This is a genomic window from Paenibacillus sp. CB74, from assembly GCF_055687625.1.
In genome coordinates this window covers 5,987,513-6,011,771 of the sequence record NZ_CM146009.1, presented here as the reverse complement: position 1 = coordinate 6,011,771, position 24,259 = coordinate 5,987,513, and the positions used below count along the sequence as shown (strand labels likewise).

Sequence of the window (24,259 nt, the reverse complement as noted above, 5' to 3'; positions counted from 1 at the left end):
TGGTATAATACAAGTATAGCAAGTGTAAAATAAACAAAAGCCACGATGCGCTAACATCGTGACTTCTCCAACAAAGGCCGGTGGGCGACCACGGCGAATTTCAATCAAACGAATGAAAAACCACCGGATTGCAAGGCGACCAACCTAATCCCGGTGGTTTTTCTTGTTCCGCGCTGCTTTCCACGCACTGCATACGGCTATTAACCCCACTGCAATACTAATTAGCTTGTCGCTAATTTCTAGGAAATGCTGCACTACTGCAAGAAATGACACGGCGTCACCCCCTTTCGGGTAAGCATCACCGTATCGATTATCCACCGGTTACTTTGTCTCCTCTATTATACCATAATATGCCTATTTACATCTCTATCTCAGCAGTTGATTTTGATTATGAAAACAAAGAACCCGTTTCTCTTGGAAGACTATTCTCCGTTGCATCCTCATCTTCAGAGCTCTAAGTTAAAGACCCCACGAACTTCACGAAGAAGGTCGTAGGGTCATAATTTTAAGTCTACATATAAATGTGTAACAACTTAAACGTTGAAACGGAAGTGCATAACGTCGCCGTCATTTACAACGTACTCTTTACCTTCAAGACGAAGTTGTCCACGCTCTTTGGCACCGTTCATGGAACCTGCTGCCACCAGATCGTCATAAGAAACAACCTCTGCCCGGATGAATCCGCGCTCGAAGTCCGTGTGAATAACACCTGCTGCGCCTGGCGCTTTGGTACCTTTACGGATTGTCCATGCACGAACTTCCTGTACACCTGCTGTGAAGTATGTGTACAGACCGAGCAATTTGTAAGCCGCTTTGATCAACAGGTTCAGACCGGAATCCTCGATACCAAGTTCTTCCAGGAACATTTGTTTATCTTCGCCTTCCAGCTCGGAGATCTCTTCTTCAACCTTCGCACTGATTGGCACCACTTCTGCGTTTTCAGCAGCTGCGAATTCTCTTACTTTTTGCACGTAAGCATTGTTCGCCACGTCGCCAATTTCATCCTCAGCTACATTGGCTGCGTACAAAACAGGCTTTAGAGTGAGCAAGTGCAGATCACGGATGATCAGAAGCTCGTCATCTGTAAGTTCCATGCTGCGTGCCGGCTTGTCATCGTACAGAACAGCCTTCACTCTCTCCAACACTTCTACTTCTTGAGAGGCAGTCTTGTTGCCGCCCTTCATGTTTTTCTTGGAGCGGTCGATTTTCTTCTCAACACTCTCGATATCAGCCAGGATCAGCTCCAGATTGATGGTCTGGATGTCGCTTACCGGGTCGATTTTACCATCGACGTGTGTGATGTTCTCATCTACAAAGCAACGTACCACGTGTACAATTGCGTCTACTTCACGAATGTGGGCAAGGAACTTGTTACCCAGACCTTCGCCTTTGCTCGCACCGCGAACCAGACCCGCGATATCTACAAACTCAAACGCCGTTGGTACTGTTTTCTTAGGTACAACGAGTTCTGTCAGTTTGTCCAAACGCTCATCGGGTACTTCAACGATCCCCACGTTAGGGTCAATTGTACAGAACGGATAGTTTGCCGATTCGGCACCTGCTTGTGTAATTGCATTAAACAATGTAGATTTACCAACGTTAGGCAAACCCACGATTCCAGCTTTCAAAGCCATGTATATGACAACTCCTCATTGATTACTTGTTCGGTATGGATAATCCTATACATTATATATGACAAACCTCAAGGCATCAAGGAACTTCGCCAATTCGACCAGCGTCCCATCCGCTATTGGTTTACCCTTTGATTTCCTTGTACATCGTTAGATCCGTTACTTCATATCCCATCTTGCGATAAAGGCTACTCGCTCGCACATTATGTCCAAACACATGCAATCCGATGCGATCCACGCCAAGACTCAAGGCCGTCTGTTCAAGCGCCTCCATCGTCTCTGTTCCATACCCTTTACCGCGGTGTGCTTCTTCAACCACAATGTCCAGTAAAAATGCATCTTTACCACGACGATTATCCGTGATATTAAACCAGATATACCCCACATTTCCGTCCACAGGATGCACTAGATTGTAGAGATATGCTCCGGGTGTATTCAAACCTTCTGGCAGATAACGTTCATAAGATTCCTCGGCCAGTTGCTGCGCCTCTTCCTCCGCCCAAGTGCCTGCTTCTACTTTTTCCTGTGCAAAATCCTTAATCGATCGAATGCAAAAACTCGCATAATCTTCCTGATTCATTGGAGAAAGTTCCATTTATCCCCCTCCTTATTTTGAGTGATCTTCATTATGTAGAACCTCTTTGCAGTCCTTTTTGCACTGCTAGTATCTTATTGTATCCTGTTCTCCCGCTTGGCGCATGAAGTAATTCTGACGATTTGAACTTCAATTTTCATATGTATCCATTTTATCTATAACTTTTGATCTCCTCCCATCGTTTATAACTCATAGGAAAGGAGTGCATTATATTGTACACACATCGCCGATTCTCCAAAAAGAAAATCATTATCTTGTCCGCCATCGTACTCGGAATCGCCATAGTCGCTTTTATGAGCTTTCTGGATGCAGTCGATCCCTTTCGCCACTTGAGAATCACAATCCACAATCAGTCTGACTATAACCTCACCAATATTCAGACTAACTTAGCCCAAGGCGACTCGTATAATACCAACGAGAGTGGCTCCACCTACGTATTCAAAAAGGATATTCCCAGCGGAGCAAAAGTGAAATTCGCCCCACAGCTGAAACTTTCCGGAGAGGGTACTGTCTCTTTAGAGTTTACAGACAGCCGCGGTAAAACCTATAACAAAATGGTTTGCGGTTATACGGAATACTTGTCCGGCAATTCATACGTTACTGTAACCAATGAGAATGTCACTGTGAAAGAGGAATGTATGTAATCTTTCGGCAACACAATTATATAAGTAATTGGTACATCCTCATTACATACTAAAAGCATAGAGGAGGAAATTACATTGTCCTTAAACATGATTTTAGGCGCAGGCTTAGTCTTCTCTTTATTACTTTCTTTACATCAAGCTAGTGCTGTTGGATTAGAGGATAGAGTCAAAGATGCTTTTACTAACCCTCCAATCACTGTGGAGAACTCTAATGATCCGATTGTTACTTCATTGGACATACAACTTATAAGACCATTCAATTACAGTAGTTACAATGCATATGAAAAATCATTCACATTGAATTCTGACAATGGAGAGACTTCTAATCTTTGGATTAACAACACTAGTACGGATACTATTTATGTCAAGATCACTGTGGGCAATCTTTCTCCAATTGATATTTCAATCAAAAAAGGAACTCAAAAAACAACAAGAATAGGTGTTATAGGCACAACAAACGTCAAAGTTTATATCTATAGTTCAACAGGTCATAAAATGGATATGAATATAAGTGCCAGACAATTTTAATAAAATAAATAGTGTAGAGGATATTTCTTAATGAAGTATCTTCTACACTATTTTTGTTGCAGATTATAGTAGGAAGCAATATGAGTAGATTCAAAATATATAATTAAATAACTCCAATGAAGTTTATATCATTTTCATTTTAACCCTGCGCTTACCGCCGTTCCACCAGCCGCTCCGTCTGTTTCAAATCCTCAATCCGCCCTGCGCCAATGCCAAACATCACGGTACGCAGCTCGAATTCGACCTGTTCCAATCGCTCATTCAGAGCATCGTCGGAAGCGACTGCGGATTCGAGCAGAGATCGGCCAAAACCAGCCAGATTCGCACCGAGCGCGAGGGCTTTGGCTGCATCCACGCCCGTGTAAAGTCCGCCACTGCCAATCAGAGCACCCGCCGGATTCAGCGCTCGCACTTCCTGAATACACTCCGCTGTCGGAATGCCCCAGTCGGCAAAAGCTTCCGCAGCCGCCCGGCGTACCGGGTTGTTGTTACGATACTTCTCTACCTGCACCCAGCTTGTACCACCAGCACCAGCTACATCGATAAACGCCACACCTGCTTCATATAAGCGTTGAGCCGTCAAGCCATCGATGCCAAAACCGACTTCTTTTACGCCAACAGGCACGTCTAACTCACGACACAAGTTCTCAATCCGGTGAAATAATCCGCTGAAGTTCGTATTACCTTCCGGCTGGAAAACTTCCTGCAACGTGTTCAGATGAAGCACGAGCATGTCCGCACCCGCAATATCTACGGCGCGCTGGAAGTCAGCTGTTGTGAAACCATAGTTTAGCTGCACCGCGCCCAGGTTGGCTATGACCGGGATGTCCGGTGCCCAGCGCCGCACATCGAAGGTACTTGCCAGTTCTGGCTGTTCCACGGCAGCCCGGATCGAACCTACGCCGAGCGCCCAGCCTCTGGCGTTCGCTACTCGGGCGAGGCGCTCATTGATAGCGCCCGTTGTTTTGCTTCCACCCGTCATCGAACTGATGAGCAAGGGTGTACGTACTTTTTTGCCAATAAACGAAGTCTCCAGATGCACCTCTGCAAAATCCAGCTCCGGCAGTGGGTGATGACGAAAAGCATACCGCTCCATACCGCTGGTTACCCCTTCTCCTGCCACATTCTCCTCAAGACAGAGGCGCACGTGTTCCAGCTTCCGTTCTCCCGTAGCCACTTCGGGAAGCAGCCGTTCGCCGGCTCGCTCTTGTTCATTCATGATGAGACCTCCTATGTGAGAATCGTGCGGATCGACAGGATAACCTGCCCGTTCCTTGCTTCTATGTATAGATGTCTTATGCAAAAGACAAAAACATTCATCTAATAAGCATTGCAGCATAACTCTATCCAGTATAACGTTCCAATCCAGCTATGGAAAGGATGCTCCGAAACCAAATGTCTCACTTAAATCTCGGAGCACCACTATCTTTTATGCCTTCTTATCTCAAGATTTCCGATGCCAACTGCTCACCAACAAGCTGCCCGGATAAGGTCACAATCGGGGTTCCGCCGCCTGGATGTGTTGTACCGCCGACGTACCAGAGTCCCTGGACATCTTTGCTTCGATTGCCTGGACGCATGAAGGTCTGCTTCACCGAGTTGGACGAAATGCCATAGATCGAGCCTTGATGCGCCAACGTATCCCGTTCGATATCTCGCGGCGTGTATCGGATCAACACATCGGATTGGTTCAACCCGGTAATTCCCCGCGCTGCCAATTGTTCCAGTACAAACGTTCCGTAACGTTCCGTCTGCTGCTCCCAATTCCACGAATCCGACAAGTAGGGGGCATTGACCAGAATGAACAAGTTACTGGCTCCTGCCGGGGCCATGTCTGCTTCCGAATAACCTGAGTAACAGATATAGATCGTAGGATCTTCGGGCATTTTACGGTCACGGAATATATGGTCGAACTCCGGTTCATACCTCTCCGGGAAAAAGACGGTATGGTGCAGCAGTTCATCATATTGTCTTCGCACACCTGCCAGCGTTACAAATCCCGAAATGGATGGTTCATACTTCTGTATGCGGGCATCACTCATCTCTTTCCGGTTTTCCGGTGCCAGCAGTAGTCGATTCACGCTAAGCACATCTCCATTGGCAACCACCTGATCGGCTTCACGGAAGCCTTGATTCGTATCCACGCCTGCCACTGCGCCATTCCGAACAACAATCTGCCGCACCTCTATGCCCGTAATGATCTGTACACCTTTTTCCTGTGCCAGCCGAGTCATGCCCTCGATCAGTTGATAGGTTCCTCCTTTGACCCCGTAGATGCCCACCTCTGCTTCCACATGACCCATCATGGCAAAGATCGAAGGAGACTGATACGGCGATGATCCCACATAGGTTGCGTACCGCCCGAACATAGCGAGTGTATGCGGATGCCGGAAATACGAACGCAACAACTTATCCAGCTTCACCGTTGGCCTCACGCGGAGCAGGCTGCGCAGCATCTGAAGATTGTATTTGTCAGAAGGAGACAGCAACAACTTACCCAGAAAATGACGATTGGCTTCCTCATACAGTGCGGCAGACTCATCCATAAACGCATCATAACGAGCCGCATCCTCCGGACTGTACGCCGCGATCTGCTCCTTCATCCACCCGCGTTTGCCTGACAAATCGACCACTGTGCCATCTGCAAATATATTACGCGTACGCGGCTCCAACTCATATAGCTGTACGTAATCTTCCATTGTTACACCTGCATGATCGAAGACGGAACGAAAGGTGGATGGCATCGTGATCGTGCTCGGTCCCCGATCAAAATGATAACCGTCTCGCTCAATCTGCTGCAGCTTACCTCCTACATGATCCTGCCGTTCCAGAATGGTCACCTGCACACCTTGTGAAGCAAGTCGGATCGCACACGATAGACCTCCGAATCCTGCACCGATAATGATGACGTTACCTCTCAACTGTACCGCCTACCTTTCCATACATACCCCTTGCCGGAGCGACCCGCCTGCCAGGAAGCAAGTCCGATGGCAATGACACAGGCCATGCTGACCGGTTGCAGAAGGGCAAGCCACCAGGGTTGTCCGCCAGCATGATCCGCTACTCTTTTCACAGCCATACCCAGTAATGTTCCTATCAATCCATACAGAATGGACATCGAACTACCTGTCATGAGTCCAAAAATTAATCCCAGCGGAGGCACAATATACATCAGCGTATACATCAACATCGTGCCAAGCAGCAGTACGTCTTTACGGCCCATACCTTCGTACATGTTTTTCTTGTATCCGTTCCACACTTCTGCACCGTTCTGATACATGCGGGTATTCGTTACGTCATGCACGTCAGTCAGCATCACCGGATGACCTGCACGCTTGACCGCCTTGGCTAGACTCATGTCATCTACCAGATGGGCCTGAATGGCAGCATGACCACCGGATGCTTCGTAACTGGAGCGATGAATCAACAAAAAAGCCCCCGTAGCGGCCACAAACATCGGACTGGATGATCTGCGGATCATGAAAATGGGCAGATGACTGATGATGGTGAAGACCATCATCGGTACGACAAGCTTTTCCATCCAGGTCTTCGTTACCTGAAAAGGAAAACCGGTTACCAGACCACCGCTCTGCTCACACCCTGCCGCAAGAGTCTGCCGAATGGCACTTGGCTCCAGGCGCACATCCGCATCCACGAACATATACCACTCTCCCTCGGCCTCCTGAACCAACCTGTGACACGCATGGGATTTCCCCATCCAGCCCTCGGGTAGATCGACACCATGCAGCAGACGCACACGCGCATCACGATCCGCAATCGCCTGAACCATGGCCGCTGTCTCATCTTCGGAGCGATCATCCAGCACCAGCACTTCCATCCGGAATCCCGACGTATCACTCGCGAGCACACTTTCCAGACATCCTTCGATATGTAGTCTTTCATTTCTGGCCGGAATCAGCACCGAGACCAGCAGGTCCGGTGGTTGTATCTTGTCTGACCGGAATGAACGTACTTTGGGCAGACAGGAGACGTTCCATAGAGCGAACAACAGTTGTATTCCCAATATGCTTGTCAGCACAATCCAGAAGGTTTCAGATGCACTCATTCTAACGGTTCACCCGCTTTCGCGCAGCGTCGTATTTTTCACTGGTCGAACGTACATGACGAATCAGCGGAAGCGCATCTGGCAAGCTCCCCTGTCCCATTCGTACAAGCGCTGATCTGTGATCGTCTAACTGCTGTTCCAACACAAGACCGAGTCTGGAGGCAATCTCTTCACTCTTGAGCGTCTTCCAGTCTTCCATCACAGGAGGACCCGCCTGCATCGATATCTCCGGTAAATCGTGCTGGACCATCCCGTGGCACAAGGTTACCGGTACTGCGATGGCATTCGGAGAGCGGCGAAGCAGCAATCCGATGCCTGGACGGAACAGAATCGGTCTGGCCTCCTGATGCAGAATTTCTCCTTGGGGGAAAATCCATACCCTTTTGCCCGAATCCAATAGTTCACTGGTGTACTGTAGAGAGGTCCGAATACCGGACGCACTCTCTTTATTGATTGAATATGCACCCAGTTTACGAAAAAAGGCATATTGCTGAAGTTGCTGTTCCTCCATCATCACATAATGATCTCCCCGTGATGTCTGCCTGGCCGCATGATAGAGCAGCAGACCATCCCACCAGGAGCTGTGGTTCATGAAATAGATCACCGGACGAGTGGGATCAATCGTGGAGTCGTCCCTGGTATCCACCTGCGGGTCCAGTGACCCCGTGAGCGTGAAGGAGCGGAAGCGCCGACGCAGCAGATAATAATGATTATATAAGGCAAAAATTCGATTAAAGGGTTTTGATTTTACGGCGCGAATCATAGAGCCAGCTCCCTTCGGCAAGAAGCATTCCTGCAATGGCGATGATAAAACTGCCTGTAATTCCTTCCTTCAGGGCGAGTAAGCCGAATAGAAGAATAAAGAGCTGATACAGCCATTTTGCACGCAGCAATGAGCTACGGTCACCAGGCATGGCCGGAAGGAACAGGGACAGGAATGCGCCCATGATAAACCAGCTTATGTAATTGGTCCACGGGACCCCGTAGAATCCACCTGGAGCCTGCCACTCCCAGAATCCTCTTGCATGCGCGACAGGATCGAGCACCAGATCAAGAACCACCGCCCAGAACCCGGTCTTCACGGCTCGAAGTAGCTTGCCAGCCCAGGTTGAACCCCCGCCACTTAACAGCGCCGAGTTACCCACCACTGCGATCCAGGCGAAACCCAGCGTAACAGGCACACTGAACAGATGAATCCCGAAAAAGTCAGAGTAAGCATACTCACCAAAGGGCCAATGCGTATGCACCCCTACCCACTCCACGCCCATACCACCCAACCAGATGATCATGGAAGCGATCCACAGCCCGGGTTTCAACCAGATGACTGACTGGTCGGACAGACCTGTCCGATTGCGCCCCTGGTAGATCAGATCCAGCACATACAACGCATAGAAGATTAAGAATAAACCATTGGAAAAGGACAACACGTCCGGTACGCCGATCGTCAACATCAAGGTTGCTCCAATGACATACCAAGCCCAGTAAAGCCACTGAATCATCAGGATACCGCCGTTCGGGAAGCTTGATAGGCCAGCATCGGGTAACGTTTCACAATCGTACCCAGCATCTCCAGTTTCAATTCATCACTAACATATGCCCGTTTGGTATATACGTCATAGTCGTTACGCTCAACCGCGTGTAGAATGGTGGAGTAAAAGGCTGCTGCCAGCTCAATCGAAAACGCACTTTCCGTCGGATAAGTATCCAATCGATCCATGCCAATACGGAACCAGTTCAATGCTGCTGCTTTTAACTCATGAATAATGGCAATAAAGCGTTCGTCCACGATCCCGTCTTCAAAGTCCTGCTCCGAGTAACCATGCTTCTCCATGATCTCCAGCGGAACATACCGGCGCACTCGGGCCCGATCTTCACCTACATCCCGAATAATGTTAACGATCTGCATTCCTTTACCCAAAGCAATCCCGTTTACGGCTACTTCCGCGCCATTATCATCCCGCAATACAGGCAACAACATCTCGCCTACGGTTCCAGCCACCAGATAACAATAATGCTCCAGTTCCTGCATCGTTGCATAATGCGTTACTTTAAGATCGGTGAGTTGCCCTTCCATCTGACGGAAGAATGGCCCCTTATCCAGATGAGGGAAACTGCTAAACAACCATCTCAGTGCTGGCCAGATAAAGTGTCCTTCCGCTTCGTCCAGTCGATCAAACAAATCATGGATCTCATGAATCGTATAGGCCGATTGTTCCGGTTCATCCACACTGTCATCGATCATGCGGCAGAAGGCATAAATGACATATACCGCTTCCCGACGCGGACTTGGCAGCCCTCTAAAGGCCTGATAAAAAGAGGAAGAACCCTTTTGCATCAACTCTTCACACCTGCTCAAAATCGCTTCATTCATGTTCCCATCTCCTTCGTGAGTTGATTGACGGCCATACGTGCACTCTGCATCACAATCGGCACTCCGCCTCCAGGATGTACAGATGCTCCTGCGGCATATAATCCCTTGATATTCGGGAATGGTTTGGGTTGCGGTCGGTATACACCGGACTGGAACAACACTGGCGCAATACCGAAGCTTCCGCCCCCATAGAGCCCGTCTCGCTCTGCGTCAGCGGGTGTGCGCACCTTTTTCCACTTGATCGCTGCACGAAGTCCCGGGAATCCACGTTGCTCCGCTTCTTCCAGTACACGTTCTGCCAACGCCTCGCTCTCCTGCTCCCAGTCGACACCTTCAGCATCGGGTACGGGAATGAGGAAATACAATACACTCTGTCCTGAAGGCGCTGCCGTCTCATCCAATGCGACCGGATTAAATACGTAAAATGAGGACTTTGCCGGAATGCGTCGCTGATTGAACACTTCCTGTAAACTGCCTTCAAGACTTGGTGGCAGGAAGAACTGGTGCGTCGTTGTATCTTCCCAGGTTTTGTCCACGCCCACATAGAGCAATACACATCCGGAAGAGGGACGATATGGCTTTCTTTTACGCGCTACCTCTGATGATTGACCAAGCAAACCCGAAAGATGGGGGAAATCGCCATTGTAGATAACTGCATCCACATTTTCTGCGCCTGCTGCCGTTTCTATACCTTCACATACACCATTTTTAATCGTGAGCCCTGTAACTTCCGCATTCAGTACAACACGTCCACCACGTGAGATCAGTTCCTGTTCCAGAATAGCCGGTAATGCTGCATACCCGCCCTTCACCATCCAGATTCCATATTCATGCTCTGCATAGGGAAGCAGGGAGTAGATGCCTGGCGTCCCGAACGGCGATCCACCGATGTATAGACTTTGTAGCGAGTAAGCATCTAGCAATTCCTCATGCTGAAAATAATCGCCCACCGCTTTCCGGACACTTTTGTGTGCACGCAATCTGCCCATAAGTGTCATGAGAGATGGTGTGAAGAAATCCCTTTTGCGCGGAAAAGCCCGTTCCAGAAACGCTGCCCGGCCTGCCGGAAACAACGTGTCCATGTCTTTCATGAACCGCGTGAACCCTCGACTCTCTCCCGGGAACAAACGCTCAATCTCCGCCGTCTGCTCCTCACGTGACGTCATCTTGGTCATGACACGACCACTGTGATAATGCACTCTATATAGGGGATCACAGCGAAGCAGTTCAATCTTCGAACGATCTACGCCGGCTTCTTCCAAGATGCCAAGTAACATTTCGGGAAGAAGCACGATGGTCGGCCCCTGATCGATCCGGTACTCTCCTTCCTGCTCGTAACCAATGCGTCCGCCGACGCGCGACCCCCGTTCATACACGGTGACATCCCATCCCTGACGGTTCAACAACAGTGCCGAAGTAAGTCCGCCAATCCCTGCCCCTACAATGGCGGCCCGCTTCATGAATGCCCTCCGGCTTCTGCCGTCTTCACATAAGAGGATGGCTTGGAGCGCGTGCGCGCGTCCTCTTCCTGGATCAGCCTCACGCTGATTCGAGCCGATTCAAAGATCGTTGGCAAACCGCTGCCCGGATGTGTTCCTCCTCCAACCAGCCATACGCTTTTCAACTCTTCAAACTGGTTATGGGGACGCAGGTACATCATCTGACCCAGATTATGCGCCATGTTGAATGTTGCTCCGCGGTACACATCCAGTTCAGTCTCCCAGTCGAGTGGAGTGAACAGCATACATTCTTCAATCCTGCTGCGAATGTCTGCCAGCTCAGGAATGCCTTCCATGCGCTTCATCATGGCCTCCTGCACATTCTCACGTTCTGCTTCCCAATCGATGTCTGCGGTAAGGTTAGGCGTAGGCATCAGAACATATAAAGCAGATTTTCCTTCCGGTGCCAGTGTCGAATCGAGTCTGGAAGGGTTATGAATATATAGAGATGGATCGGCTGACAACATTTTGTGCTTCGTAATCTCATCAACGTTCAACCGGTAGTCCTCTGGAAAATAGATCGAGTGATGCGGCAGGTCCACTTCACCATCCACCCCCAGATACAGCATCGCTGTAGAGCAGGAGTACTTTTTGCGTTTCATTTTCTCCGGGGTATATTTCTTAAGTACGCCCGGTTCGAACAAATGGTTCACCGCATGTGCAAAGTCGGCGTTCACGACCACATGGTCCGCTTCAATGCGTTCACCGTTCTCAAGCAACACACCTTCGGCACGACCCTTGCGAACGATGACCTGTTTCACCGGGGTGGAAGTATGTATCCTTCCTCCGTATTCTTCCACGACATCAGCCATGGCCTGGAAGATCCGATTCACACCGCCAATGGGGTGGAACAATCCGTAGTGATGCTCGATGAACGATAGTATGGTAAACGTACCCGGACAATCCCAGGCAGACATGCCAAGGTATTTGGATTGGAATGTGAATGCCCAGCGTAGACGCTCGTCTGTAAAATAGCGGGACAAGATTCCATAGACCGTGTTGTGGACATCAAGCTTAGGTAGAGCTGTTACCGCGTCTTTGCGTAGATAGTCCGTCAGCTTGCCAAAAGGACGGCGGAGCAAAGGCATGACTTTGCCAAACTTCACTTCTTCTTCTTGCATGAACCGAAGGTAATGGTCTTCATTGCCCGGGAACAATTCCTTAATCTGCGCGGCTGTATCTTCCCGATTACGAGAAGGTGTGAACACCTTGTCACCAAAGTTCAGTGCGTACAGTGGGGTTAACTCTTTCATATGCACATAATCGGATAACTTGCGACCCACCACGTCGAACATCTCTTCAATCAGCTGAGGCATCATCAAAAATGTAGCGCCCCGGTCGAATCGATATTCACCCAGTTCCAATCTGGCAGAACGCCCCCCGATGACTGGCTGTTTCTCATATACATCTACTTCGTACCCCTGACCGGACAATAGCATCGCTGCTGCGAGTCCACCCGGACCCGCGCCAATCACAGCTGCACGTTTGCGTTGTTGATTCGGTATCATGCCACTCACCTCTCTATGTAGGGAATTCCTATAGTTCTCTAGCCCCTAGCCTATTATTAAACCGCCCAAGAACACTTTAAGCGGTAACCAGCAAAAACATTATACAAATATAATACAAATATTATACGACCTTGTAAACCAAAAAATGACCCATCGGTCAAATTACGAGAATACTCCAATCAAAAAAGCAAAAAACACCCCTTGATCACTTTCGTCAAAGGATGTCCTGTATACACTAGCTTATTCATTGTCATTTGAGATCATACTTAATTATTTGCCTGTCCAAACCTCGCACCAGGTGGTTGCTCTGTGAGATACTCACGTTCTATCCATGACTGCCAATCTGCTGAATCCTCAGGCATGATCCATTGCGGGTAACGAGCATGTTCTGCACGCTCATAGCCTTTCCCACCAAGTACGAAGCGAATATGTGGAAATTCATTTTTAATCCGCTCTATAAGTTGATCGCACCGTTCAAGCAGCCCCGGACTTGTGATCGAAAGGCAGACCAACTTGATCTTTTGCTCCCGGATAATCGGGAAAATGCCTTCTTCCGGCGTGTTCGCTCCGAGATACAGTACTTCTGCTCCATTTTTACGCATAAAGAGAGAGAACAGCAGCAACCCAACCTGATGATGCTCCCCTTCCGGACACAACGCCAGAACTTTGGGCAGATGCGGATAGATCGGGAACAGATGGAAAAACTGATAAAACCGCTGTGAAATCAGCTGAGTCATGAAGTGTTCCTGAGCGACCGAAGCCCTGCCTTGCTCCCATGCATCTCCAACCCGAACCAGTATGGGAACCAGCACATGATAGAACATCGAATCGTACCCGTACATGGTGAAACCAAAATCAATCAAACCATTGGCACGTTCACCCTGAAAGTTGTAGAGCGAGTCATAGATCTGATCTGCCATCCGTTCGTATGCTTCTTCCATTGAAGGCACCGGAGCCATGATCGGAATAGGCGCAGCTGCCTCGGGTGGGTTTAATTTGTTTACTTTCAACATCCGTACCGCTTCCGAGATATTAGTCTGATGCAGCTCTACCTGTTCTTTCAACCAGCGCAGATCCTCAACATTCTCTTCGGTATACATTCGATAACCCGATTCCGTCCGCTCAGGGGTGACCGCATTATACCGATTCTCCCAAGCCCGGATTGTTACCGCCCTGATATCGAGCATGGCTGCGACTTGTTTGATGGAATACACCTTATTACCCACTTTCTTTCCTAATTGTCCAGATTTCACAGGTTATATCCTTGGTTCCCCGTCCTTGTCAGGCATATGAAAACCCTAACATTCTACAAAAATAATACACTCATTATACACAACGCTCAGACACCTGTCGATTGCATCCTGCCAATTTGCTATATGTACTATACGGCTACATTCGTTATTCTACCGGGTTATCCTGCGTCAACGTTATCATTCGTGTGGTAATAGAAGTCAGCACGTACAGAAGGGGGAGTCCACCGTTGGTCTCATTGCGCCGCCATACATCAGACCGCAAGTCTTCACGCGGCAAATTTCCATACATACGAACAGGGATCGCCCTATTGGTCCTATGGCTCATCGCCGTCATGCTCTATCAGACCTATAAACCATTGCCACCGGGCATTTCCTACGAAAGTCCGGAGTATCGTGTGGATCAAGTCGAATTCCTGCATGACCTGACCTATCCTTCCTCCGACGGACAGATGCAGCATGAACAGCAGATCTTTCAGCGCATGATGCAGATTGTGGAGGAAGCAGAGCAGTTTGTCCTGGTCGATATGTTCCTGTTCAATAATTATCAACACAAGGGACAGAACTTTCCTCCCGTAAGTACTGAATTTACCGAAGCTCTGGTCGCCAAAAAAAATCAGCATCCTGATATGGACATTTGGTTTATTACAGATGAAGTAAATACCAACTATAACTCAGCACCGAATCCGTTGCTGGAACAAATGAAACAAGCAGGCATTCATGTAGTCATTACGGATGTGGACCCTTTGCGTGATTCAACTCCGGTATACTCTGCGGTCTGGCGAACCTTCTTCCAGTGGTTTGGCCAATCCGGGGATGGCTGGATCAAGAACCTGATGGCCACAGATGGTCCAGATGTCACTGTGCGTTCCTATCTCAAGCTGCTCAATGTGAAGGCGAATCACCGCAAAGTTGTTGTTAGTGAAAAGACGGCGATTGTCTCTTCCGGCAATATCCATGATGCGAGTGCTTACCACTCGAACATTGCATTTGAAGTAACAGGTCCAGTCATAGGGGATATTCTGCAATCAGAGCAAGCTGTACTTGATATCTCGGGCGGAGGCCAGGTTCCTGCCTACACAGCTCCTTCGAAGGATTCAAACACGGGAGATTTGCGAATACGCTATTTAACTGAAGGCAAAGTGAATGACGCTGTTCTCCATGAAATCAATCAGGCTGGCAAAGGTGATACCATATGGATGGGCATGTTCTATGTGGCCTCTCCGAAAGTATTGGAAGCCCTGCTCGAAGCCGAAAAACGAGGAACCGACATCCGGCTTGTACTTGATCCTAATGAGAATGCTTTTGGTCAGGAAAAAATCGGCATTCCTAATCGCCCTGTTGCCGCCGAATTGCATGATAAATCCAAGGGTAAAATACAGATCCGCTGGTATAACACCACCAAGGAGCAGTACCACACCAAGATGATCTATATTGCCAAGGCAAGCGGAGATCATATCGTGCTCGGTGGTTCAACCAACTTCACACCCCGAAACATGAATGACTACAATCTGGAGAATGATCTATGGGTTGCTGCACCTCCAGACAATAAGTTCACGCGCGATATCGCGAATTATTTTGAGCGTATTTGGAATAATGATGATGCCGAGTTCACGTTGGACCTGGATGAGTTTCAGGAGAAGACCATGTTCTTGAAAGGTATCCTTTATAAGTTACAGCTGATTTTGGGTCTTACGACCTTTTAGACAAGCACCACATTCATACCTGTATCCGCCTGTACTCTCGTGTGCAGGCGGATATTTTCATCTTGACAGGTGATGTGAAGTGTGAAAATATAATTACCTAACGACCGTTAGGAAGGTGATCTGATGACTGCACAATCCATTCGGGATGCAGCCCTGTTCCATTTTGCCAGAGATGGCTATGAGGGGGCTTCACTACGAGCTATAGCTGATGAAGTCGGGATTAAAAAACCGTCCATATATGCACATTTCAGCTGCAAGGATGACTTGTTTTTGCACACCCTGGCGTTTGCTTTTCACGAAGTAACACGGCACACACTCGAATATTTCCGTGATCATGAGGATCTGCCATTGGAGCAGAGGCTGAAGGGTTTGCTGATCTGGTTCGAACAAGAATACAATGCACACGCCTCTGCTCGCTTGATGCTGCGCAATTGTTTCTACCCACCACTTTCCCTGTATAGCGAAGTGATGGATCTGGTGTATCCGTTTATCGATGGTATGGAACGTGCGCTAACTCGTTTGCTTCAACGGGCAATACGTCATGGGGATATTTCACCCATTCCCGCGGAGCAGGCCGCCATTGCATTCATGACGTTTCTCGACGGGATTACGGTGGAGATCATCTATGGAAGTTCCCGTCGGTACAAGAGACGGTTGGAAGCATCCTGGCCTGTCTTCTGGCATGGCATTCATCATCTGAACGAAGAGGCACGAAGTGTTGTGCCGGAAGGAGATTCAACATCATGAACCGCAACTGGTTATATGTATTTGTCGGTGGCATTATTGAGATTGTCTGGGTAAGCGGGCTGAAACATGCCTCGAATGCCTGGGAGTGGACTTTGACGGGGATTGCCATCGTGATCAGCTTTGGACTGATCATTGCTGCTTCCAAAAGATTGCCTGTCGGTACGGTGTATGCCGTCTTTACGGGAATTGGTACGGCAGGTACCGTCCTTACGGAAATGGTCTTATTCGGCGAACCGTTCCGCTTGGCCAAAGTATTGCTCATTGGATTGTTGCTCTGCGGCGTAATCGGACTGAAACTGGTTACGGATCAGCAAGAAGCCAAAGGAGGTGCAGTATAATGGCTTGGATGGCAATTGTGGGTGCAGGGATATGTGAAATTTTCGGCGTGATCGGTATTAATGGTGCTTCTACTCGCAAAGGCTGGCCTTATATCGTACTGATGCTGGTATCGTTTGTGTTTAGCTTCTCACTGTTATCTTACGCCATGACGTCCATTCCCATGGGCACAGCGTATGCGGTGTGGACCGGGATCGGGACGGTAGGCAGCACGTTAACAGGCATGTTCCTGTTCGGTGAACGGAAAGAAGCGAAGCGTATCCTGTTTATCGCGATGATTTTGGTTGCAGCGGTTGGTTTGAAACTGATCACGTAACGGAACAACTGAATTACACTTTATAACTCCGATTGCAATACCACTTTCCGACCGCTGTTATCCCCAGATTTCTTTGATTTCCTTTGAAGAGTGATAGATCCGGTGATAGCATATGCTTCCGAAGAAGCTTTCTTACAGAAAGCTTTAAGGCGAACACTCCGTTTCTTCAAGTTGGTTCTGCAATCTCCGTTATCGTGTACTTCTTAGCTTCCATTAGGATATCTATTAAATTCTGTAAAATAAAAAAGACGACTTCGATCAGGAAGTCGTCTTTTTTCGGATATGATAGAAATAGGGAACCTCCCTATACACTGCTACGTAAGAAAGGAGGGTGTAATGTTGAAAAAATTATTGGCACGCTTTGGCTCTTATACTGGGTATGCCCTGCTGATCGGCATGGCTATCTTCTATCTCATCGCGCTAGTCGCCATTATTATACTCGCCTTGTACGCCTTCACTGGAGGAGCCTAACTTAAACGTTCTTGATAGCAACACCCCATCGTACATACAGGTTACACCTTGTTACATGTTGTTCTTTTTCCCTTTGATCATCCTCTTTCCTCCATATTAATTTTCCAATTTACTCCCATTTGAATTCCTTTAACCAGATCGTTTATACTTGGTTTGACCTTAAAGTCAATTCAAGAACTCACAAGTTCCCTGATGAGGTGAATGTATCGTTAATGAACCCTATACATGAGATGAATGAGAAGAAAAAACTCATCATTACTACAGCACTTAAGCTATTCTCATCCAAAGGCAGTGCTGCAACATCCATGCAAGAGATTGCTGAACTATGCGGGATGTCCAAAGGCAGCCTTTATATCATGTTCAAATCCAAAGAGGAACTGGAAGCCAGTACGCTGGAGTACTGCATGTACACGCTGATGGACGAGATGACGCAGATTGAGCATGAAACCAGCCTCTCCCCGCGAGAACGCCTGCACAAGCAGATTGAAACTCTGCTCATTCATGTAGCCGAATTCAAGGAATTTTTGCGGGTACAATTGCGAAGCATGATGATGGATGATGAACAGCAACGCAAGGAACAGTGCCATCCACAGCAAAGAGATCTGGAGATCCGTACCTTACATTGGTTCAAGGATAAGCTGGAAGAGCAGTATGGACCGGAGATTGAACCATATACGATTGATCTTATTTTGTTGACACACGGACTGTTCCTCTCCTACGTCAAAATCTGGTTTACAGAGATGCCTTCTCTCACCGTTACCAAAATGGCAACAAACTTGCTGCAAATGATGGATTATGCCGCACATGGATTCCTTAACCAACGACCTGAGCCTTTGATTCCGTTGGAGGAATGGCCTGCCTGGATTACCGAGGCCCATCCAGATTCCACGGTGATGCGACATCCTATCCATATCATCAAACAAATGCAGGATGTCGCCGCCTCCGATTTGCCCGCAGGGCAACCGAAGATTGATGTACTTGAAACCATTGCCATTCTCAGACAGGAGATGATGGAATTCACGCCGCGACGCGCCATTATTCTGGGCATGATGCACAATCTGGAGAACGTAACTGCCATTCAACCCTTGCATTCCGAGCTTCAGCATATTTTGGATGCCATGTATAGCCGGTTCATCCCTGCTGACTCGTCACACACATAAACAGGAGAAACAGAGAGGAGAAGAAACCATCGTATGAAAGGTATTATTAATTTTTCACTGAACAACAAGTTTGCGATCTGGATTCTGACAATCATCATCTCATTCGCAGGTTTGTACAGCGGATTGACGATGAAGCAAGAGACCATTCCGAACATCAACGTACCGTTTCTGAATGTCACTGCCATTGATCCGGGGGCTGCACCGGAGGGAATTGTTGAAGATGTCACGAAGCCGCTGGAAGTAAAGCTGCGGAATGTTGATGGCGTTAAGACGGTTACCTCCACGTCCATGGAGAATGCAGCATCCATCACACTCGAATTTGATTATGGAACAGATCTGACCAATGCAACGGCAACCGTTCGTGAGGCACTGAATGAAGTACAACTGCCTGACAGCGTACAGAAGCCGACCATTTCCAAGTTCAGCATTAACTCGTTCCCGGTTGTATCCCTAAGCCTGTCCGACAAGCACGGTGGTGACCTGGAACAATTGACACGACTGGTTGAATCGGATATTCAGCCTGCACTCGAAGACATTGAAGGTGTAGCTCAGGTTCAGGTGTCAGGTCAATATGTAAAAGAAGTTCAATTGAAGTTCGATCAAGCCAAAATGGCCGAGCTGGGCCTAACGGAAGACACGGTAAACGGCATCGTTCAAGGTTCATCCATTCGTGTGCCCCTGGGACTGTTCGAACTGGATAAATCCCAGAAAGCCGTTGTCGTAGATGGCAACATCGTCGACATCGATGATCTGAAAAACCTTGCCATTCCAGTCGTACCCGGCGGTGCCGGCGCTTCTGCAGGCAATGGCTCAAGCGCAGCTCCACAAGGCTCTGGAGCACCAACAGGTGAAGGCTCCGCGGCTGGTGATGCAGCTCAAGGTACAGCTCCTGGCTCTGCACAAGGAACAGACCCTGCCGCAGGCCAAGCTGCTGGCGGTAACGCCAGTGTAGGTAGTCCTTCTGGTGCTGCCAATGCGCCGGGCATTCCAACTGTAAAGCTAAGTGAAATTGCCAAGATCGAAGTCATCGGTCAAGCGGAATCCATTTCCCGGACAGACGGTAAGGAATCCATCGGTATTTCCGTTGTAAAATCCAACGATGCCAACACGGTTGATGTCGTGAATGCAGTTAAAGACAAAGCGGAAGAATTGCAGAAGCAGTTCAAAAATGCAGACCTGACTGTACTTCTCGACCAAGGTAAACCGATCCAGGACTCGGTGAACACGATGCTGGGCAAAGCTGTTTTCGGTGCTTTGTTTGCCATCCTGATCATCTTGCTGTTCCTGCGTAATATTCGTTCAACCATTATCTCCATTATCTCGATCCCGCTCTCCTTGCTCATGGCATTGACTGCGCTCAATATCATGGATATTACCTTGAACATGATGACACTGGGTGCCATGACGGTTGCCATCGGACGGGTTGTCGATGACTCCATCGTTGTTATCGAGAACATCTACCGCAGATTAACACTCAAAGGAGAGAGACTGAAAGGCCGTGAACTGGTCCGCGAAGCAACGCGCGAGATGTTCATTCCCATTCTTTCTTCCACGATCGTAACGATTGCGGTATTCCTGCCACTGGCATTGGTAAGTGGTATGGTTGGTGAGCTATTCCTGCCATTTGCATTGACCATGGTATTCGCCTTGCTGGCATCCCTGATCGTTGCCATTACCATCGTGCCGATGCTTGCGCATTCCCTGTTCCGTAAAGGGCTGAAGAACAAGCAGAATCACGAAGAAAAACCAGGCAAGATGGCGGAAGGTTACAAACGCCTGCTGAACTGGACCCTGTCACACAAACTCATTACGGTCAGTATTGCAGTGATCCTGCTGGTAGGCAGTTTGTTCCTGTATCCATTCATCGGTGCAAGCTTCTTGCCGGAACAACAGGATAAATATGTGACAATTACGTACAACCCGCAAACCGGAGCTTTGCGTGAAGATGTAGAAAAAGAAGCACTTGTTGCCGAGAAGTGGTTGCTGAAACAACCGGGTCTGGAGAAAATGCAATATTCCATCGGTGGAAGCAATCCACTGAGCAGTATGGGTGGCGGCAGCTCCAACTCGGCTCTCTTCTATATCGAATATAACAAAGATACAAAAGACTTCACCAACGTGAAGGAACAGCTTGTCGAAGGATTGAAGAAAGAAGTTACCGTAGGAACCTGGAATGAGCTCGACATGTCCGGCGGTCTGGGTGGCAGTGGCCTGAGCCTATCCATCTATGGCGATAATGTAGAGCAGCTCAAACCTGTATCGGACGAAATTCTGAAACTGGTTGAAGCGGATACGGATAATTTTGAAAAAGCAGACACCACACTCGCTGACACTTACGGGCAATATACACTCGTGGCAGATCAGGAGAAACTAAGTTCCTTGGGCCTGACTGCTGGCCAACTGGCCATGGCATTGAGCCCAGTACGGGAACGCCCTGTGCTCACGGAAGTTGATATTGATAACAAAACATATAAAGTATATGTAGAGACAGACGATAAAACATTTAACAGCATTCAAGAGATTGAGGATGAAACCGTCACTTCACCGCTTGGCATCCAAGTACCGATCAAAGATGTTGCCAAAGTGGAAGAAGGCACCTCCCCGAACTCCATCATGCAAATTGATGGTAAGGTGGTTGTACAAGTGACAGCCAACATCCTGGCTTCGGATGTAACGAAGGCTTCAAGTAGCTTACAGGCTGAGATCGACAAGTTGGATCTGCCTGACGGCGTTGAAGTGAAGTTCGGCGGTACAACCGAACAGATTAATGATACCTTTACTCAGCTTGGTCTAGCCATGCTGGCAGCCATCGCCATTGTATACTTCGTGCTTGTTGTAACGTTCGGCGGCGGTTTGGCACCATTCGCCATCCTGTTCTCCCTGCCATTTACGGTGATTGGTATTATGGTAGGTCTGTTCATCGCTGGGGGTACACTTGACGTCTCCGCCATGATGGGTGGACTGATGCTTATCGGGATCGTAGTCACCAACGCCATCGTGTTGATCGACCGAGTTATTCACAAGGAAAAAGAGGGTATGCCTACCCGTGAAGCCTTGCTGGAAGCCGGTGCAACACGTCTGCGTCCAATTCTGATGACCGCTCTCGCAACCATCGGCGCCCTGTTGCCATTGGTTACAGGTCTCGAAGAAAGTGCGGGGATCATCTCCAAAGGACTCGGAATTACCGTAATCGGCGGTCTGATCAGCTCCACGCTGCTTACGCTGGTTATCGTACCGATTGTGTATGAGTTCCTGATGAAATTCAAAAAGAAAAGAATTGAAGATTAAGAAGTAGAGAGTTGTTCTCATATAACGGTTCGAGTACAACTTCGATACAGACTATACGTTCTAACCTCTTGCCCCTTAGCGCATATTGGAATGATTGAATTCCGATGTAATGCTAAGGGGCTTTTTTATGTAAATTCAAACGAGATATTGACGACAAAAATAGTCTAAGGAAGCGGAGCTAAAAGCTTTATATAAGAGAAGATTACTTCAGGAACATAGACCTCGCTCTCATTGGAGTAGAGAACGCGTCACATTGAATGACATAGAAACACATCTTTTTAATCAAAATTACAAAAAGAAGAGACCCATTTGTCATTTAAAACAAATGAACGTGAGATTTCAGCCGATCTGCTGTAAATCGACTTATAATATGGATTAATTATGCAAGTTAACGGATTCCAGCTCCAGATAGATTACATGTATTGGGGAAGGAAGGTGGTTGTGTGGGGGAGACTACGCTTCATATTCAAGTCAGAGACATGTTAAAACGTCCCGTGTTTCGCAAGGCAGAGGTTCTGGCCAGTGATCGTGCGCTGGAGCGGTATGTTCGCTGGGTTCATATTATGGAAGTGCCTGAGGTAGGGGACTTGCTCAATGGCGGGGAATTGGTGCTGACGACAGGCATTGGCTGGCAGGAAGGTGAGCAGCAAGGTCTGTCTTTCCTGCGTCAGTTAATTGCACGCGGGGCTGCCGGACTCTGCATGGAACTGGGGGATCACACCAAGTCACAGCTCGGTGCCATGAAAGAAATTGCAGTGGCAGCGGATTTCCCGTTGATCTGGTTCCACGAACAAGTCCGTTATATTGATATTACACAAGACCTGCATTTCACCCTGATTCGCAGTCATCAGCGGATGATCGCCGAACTCGATAATCTCACCACCTCGTTTAACCAACTTCTTCTGAATGGAGATGGCGTACAACCCTTACTTCGATTGCTATCACGAACAACCGGATGTGCCGTGGCGTTATACCCACTTGAAGGGGAAGCAAGTAGCGTTCCCTATTGCTCGCCAGAGCAGCTGGAGACTCGGCGGCAGGATTGGTTTTTGCAGCGAGGACGATCGGATCAAGTAGATATTTCGAAGGAAGCCCCACTAACCAGGAACGCTTGCCATCTATTCTATCTGCCTGTTCAGGCGTTGGACTACACCTTTGCCGACCTTGTGCTGATGCACCAAAAACTGCCGGAGCATGATTCAAATATACCCATCAATCCCTCGGATGAATTCGTCATTCAGGCACTGGAACGTTGCGCGGCAGCGATTGCCCAAGACTGGATGCGAACCAAATACATGGAAGAGAAACGTCGCTACAAAGAAGATATGTGGGTCATTGACTGGCTTAACGGACATCACTCCACGAAGGAAATCCATGAATATGTCTCCACGGTCAATCCCCTTCTTGCAACGAGCAAAGCGAACATCATCCTATTCGACAGCAACCCCGCATACACAGACAGTCTCAGACTCCAGAAGATATTAATCCAACGCAACATCGTCGCCCGTTCCGTGTTCGCCCGGGAGAACTTCACCCTCTACAGCACCGTTCTGAACCACCAGATCATTCTTATCATTCTCGACCCACTACCTGGATCTCAGCGCAAAAGCAGTCTCTGGCGCTGCATCGAACAATTGCAGCAGCACGAGCAGGAACAGACCCATCGTCTCTTCTCAGGTCTGTTCGCTATCGGTCATAGCTGCGCGAATCTCTCCCGTCTAAAGGAAAGCCTGGAATCCGCAAAAGAGACACTGCGGATTCAGAAGGATATCGGCGAGATGCAGCAGCCCTTTTACAGTAATCTTCATTGTTATCGCATCATTGCCAACATGAAGCAGAGCGGTAATCTGGAAGATTTTATTGAAGAATATCTGGGCCCTCTTATCCGTTACGATATGGAGAAAGGAGGCCAATTACTGCGCACACTCAAGCAATATTTCGTATTGTGCTGTTCCAAGCAAGAGACGGCTACCGCTCTTTATATTGTCAGACAGACACTCTATCACCGTTTGGACAAAATCGAAGCGCTTCTGGGAGAAGATTATATCCTCCCCGAAAAGCGAGTTGCGATTGAGCTCGCGATCTATGCTTATGAGTATGTTCATGGCCCGATCGCATGAAGGATTAGCACAGTCCTATGGTC

At 48.4% G+C, this 24,259-nt stretch carries 22 protein-coding genes; 10 read left to right on the top strand and 12 right to left on the bottom strand.

The window, feature by feature from the left end:
• Positions 1 to 144 precede the first annotated feature (144 nt).
• The 3 genes from ACX9NY_RS26460 to ACX9NY_RS26450 form a co-directional block, all read right to left on the bottom strand.
• Positions 145 to 318 (bottom strand): hypothetical protein, encoded by a 174-nt coding sequence (locus ACX9NY_RS26460; protein ID WP_339238215.1) that lies wholly within the window; start codon positions 316 to 318, stop codon positions 145 to 147.
• A 215-nt stretch (positions 319 to 533) separates the two neighbouring features.
• Positions 534 to 1,634 carry a redox-regulated ATPase YchF gene (ychF, locus tag ACX9NY_RS26455; protein ID WP_062836948.1) on the bottom strand — a complete coding sequence of 367 codons (1,101 nt, stop codon included), beginning with the start codon at positions 1,632 to 1,634 and terminating at the stop codon, positions 534 to 536.
• Positions 1,635 to 1,755: 121 nt separating this feature from the next.
• Positions 1,756 to 2,226: a GNAT family N-acetyltransferase gene (locus tag ACX9NY_RS26450; RefSeq protein ID WP_339257698.1), complete on the bottom strand. Its 471-nt coding sequence runs from the start codon at positions 2,224 to 2,226 to the stop codon at positions 1,756 to 1,758.
• Between the two features lie 212 nt (positions 2,227 to 2,438).
• Between ACX9NY_RS26450 and ACX9NY_RS26445 the strand changes: the two genes are divergently transcribed.
• Positions 2,439 to 2,870 (top strand): hypothetical protein, encoded by a 432-nt coding sequence (locus ACX9NY_RS26445; RefSeq protein WP_472476025.1) that lies wholly within the window; start codon positions 2,439 to 2,441, stop codon positions 2,868 to 2,870.
• A gap of 75 nt (positions 2,871 to 2,945) precedes the next feature.
• Positions 2,946 to 3,398 (top strand): hypothetical protein, encoded by a 453-nt coding sequence (locus ACX9NY_RS26440; RefSeq protein ID WP_472476023.1) that lies wholly within the window; start codon positions 2,946 to 2,948, stop codon positions 3,396 to 3,398.
• Between the two features lie 151 nt (positions 3,399 to 3,549).
• On the opposite strand, the gene fni is transcribed toward ACX9NY_RS26440, so the two are convergent.
• The 9 genes from fni to ACX9NY_RS26395 form a co-directional block, all read right to left on the bottom strand.
• Positions 3,550 to 4,617: a type 2 isopentenyl-diphosphate Delta-isomerase gene (fni, locus tag ACX9NY_RS26435; RefSeq protein ID WP_472476021.1), complete on the bottom strand. Its 1,068-nt coding sequence runs from the start codon at positions 4,615 to 4,617 to the stop codon at positions 3,550 to 3,552.
• Positions 4,618 to 4,837: 220 nt separating this feature from the next.
• Entirely contained in the window at positions 4,838 to 6,319 is a 1,482-nt protein-coding gene (locus tag ACX9NY_RS26430) for a phytoene desaturase family protein (protein ID WP_472476019.1), read from the bottom strand.
• A complete protein-coding gene (locus ACX9NY_RS26425) occupies positions 6,316 to 7,464 on the bottom strand; it encodes a glycosyltransferase family 2 protein (protein ID WP_472476017.1) in 1,149 nt (382 codons plus the stop codon). Before ACX9NY_RS26425 ends, ACX9NY_RS26430 begins: the two co-directional genes overlap by 4 nt.
• 1 nt (position 7,465) lies before the next feature.
• Positions 7,466 to 8,227 (bottom strand): lysophospholipid acyltransferase family protein, encoded by a 762-nt coding sequence (locus ACX9NY_RS26420; protein WP_472476015.1) that lies wholly within the window; start codon positions 8,225 to 8,227, stop codon positions 7,466 to 7,468.
• Positions 8,196 to 8,963 (bottom strand): carotenoid biosynthesis protein, encoded by a 768-nt coding sequence (locus ACX9NY_RS26415; RefSeq protein ID WP_472476013.1) that lies wholly within the window; start codon positions 8,961 to 8,963, stop codon positions 8,196 to 8,198. Before ACX9NY_RS26415 ends, ACX9NY_RS26420 begins: the two co-directional genes overlap by 32 nt.
• The gene (locus ACX9NY_RS26410) at positions 8,963 to 9,835 is read right to left on the bottom strand and encodes a phytoene/squalene synthase family protein (RefSeq protein ID WP_472476011.1); all 873 of its coding nucleotides are present in this window, start codon (positions 9,833 to 9,835) and stop codon (positions 8,963 to 8,965) included. The genes ACX9NY_RS26415 and ACX9NY_RS26410 overlap by 1 nt, the downstream gene beginning before the upstream one ends.
• Complete coding sequence (locus tag ACX9NY_RS26405; RefSeq protein ID WP_472476009.1) at positions 9,832 to 11,295, bottom strand: phytoene desaturase family protein; 1,464 nt, start codon at positions 11,293 to 11,295, stop codon at positions 9,832 to 9,834. The genes ACX9NY_RS26410 and ACX9NY_RS26405 overlap by 4 nt, the downstream gene beginning before the upstream one ends.
• Complete coding sequence (locus ACX9NY_RS26400) at positions 11,292 to 12,842, bottom strand: phytoene desaturase family protein (RefSeq protein WP_342571223.1); 1,551 nt, start codon at positions 12,840 to 12,842, stop codon at positions 11,292 to 11,294. Before ACX9NY_RS26400 ends, ACX9NY_RS26405 begins: the two co-directional genes overlap by 4 nt.
• Positions 12,843 to 13,108: 266 nt before the next feature.
• A complete protein-coding gene (locus ACX9NY_RS26395; protein WP_339257711.1) occupies positions 13,109 to 14,095 on the bottom strand; it encodes a MerR family transcriptional regulator in 987 nt (328 codons plus the stop codon).
• Between the two features lie 227 nt (positions 14,096 to 14,322).
• On the opposite strand from ACX9NY_RS26395, the gene ACX9NY_RS26390 reads away from it, so the two are divergent.
• The 8 genes from ACX9NY_RS26390 (at position 14,323) to ACX9NY_RS26355 (ending at position 24,236) form a co-directional block, all read left to right on the top strand.
• Positions 14,323 to 15,798: a phospholipase D family protein gene (locus ACX9NY_RS26390; protein WP_472476006.1), complete on the top strand. Its 1,476-nt coding sequence runs from the start codon at positions 14,323 to 14,325 to the stop codon at positions 15,796 to 15,798.
• A 123-nt stretch (positions 15,799 to 15,921) separates the two neighbouring features.
• Positions 15,922 to 16,545 (top strand): TetR/AcrR family transcriptional regulator, encoded by a 624-nt coding sequence (locus ACX9NY_RS26385; RefSeq protein ID WP_339238242.1) that lies wholly within the window; start codon positions 15,922 to 15,924, stop codon positions 16,543 to 16,545.
• Positions 16,542 to 16,883 (top strand): DMT family transporter, encoded by a 342-nt coding sequence (locus tag ACX9NY_RS26380; RefSeq protein ID WP_339238244.1) that lies wholly within the window; start codon positions 16,542 to 16,544, stop codon positions 16,881 to 16,883. The genes ACX9NY_RS26385 and ACX9NY_RS26380 overlap by 4 nt, the downstream gene beginning before the upstream one ends.
• Positions 16,883 to 17,197: a DMT family transporter gene (locus ACX9NY_RS26375; RefSeq protein ID WP_062836933.1), complete on the top strand. Its 315-nt coding sequence runs from the start codon at positions 16,883 to 16,885 to the stop codon at positions 17,195 to 17,197. The genes ACX9NY_RS26380 and ACX9NY_RS26375 overlap by 1 nt, the downstream gene beginning before the upstream one ends.
• A gap of 336 nt (positions 17,198 to 17,533) precedes the next feature.
• On the top strand, positions 17,534 to 17,668 hold the full coding sequence (locus tag ACX9NY_RS26370; RefSeq protein WP_339238245.1) for a hypothetical protein: 135 nt from the start codon (positions 17,534 to 17,536) through the stop codon (positions 17,666 to 17,668).
• Positions 17,669 to 17,880: 212 nt separating this feature from the next.
• Positions 17,881 to 18,828, top strand: a complete 948-nt coding sequence (locus ACX9NY_RS26365) for a TetR/AcrR family transcriptional regulator (RefSeq protein WP_472476003.1) — start codon at positions 17,881 to 17,883, stop codon at positions 18,826 to 18,828.
• A gap of 33 nt (positions 18,829 to 18,861) precedes the next feature.
• The gene (locus ACX9NY_RS26360; RefSeq protein ID WP_472476001.1) at positions 18,862 to 22,116 is read left to right on the top strand and encodes an efflux RND transporter permease subunit; all 3,255 of its coding nucleotides are present in this window, start codon (positions 18,862 to 18,864) and stop codon (positions 22,114 to 22,116) included.
• A 443-nt stretch (positions 22,117 to 22,559) separates the two neighbouring features.
• Positions 22,560 to 24,236: a PucR family transcriptional regulator gene (locus tag ACX9NY_RS26355; protein WP_339238250.1), complete on the top strand. Its 1,677-nt coding sequence runs from the start codon at positions 22,560 to 22,562 to the stop codon at positions 24,234 to 24,236.
• Positions 24,237 to 24,259: the final 23 nt, after the last annotated feature.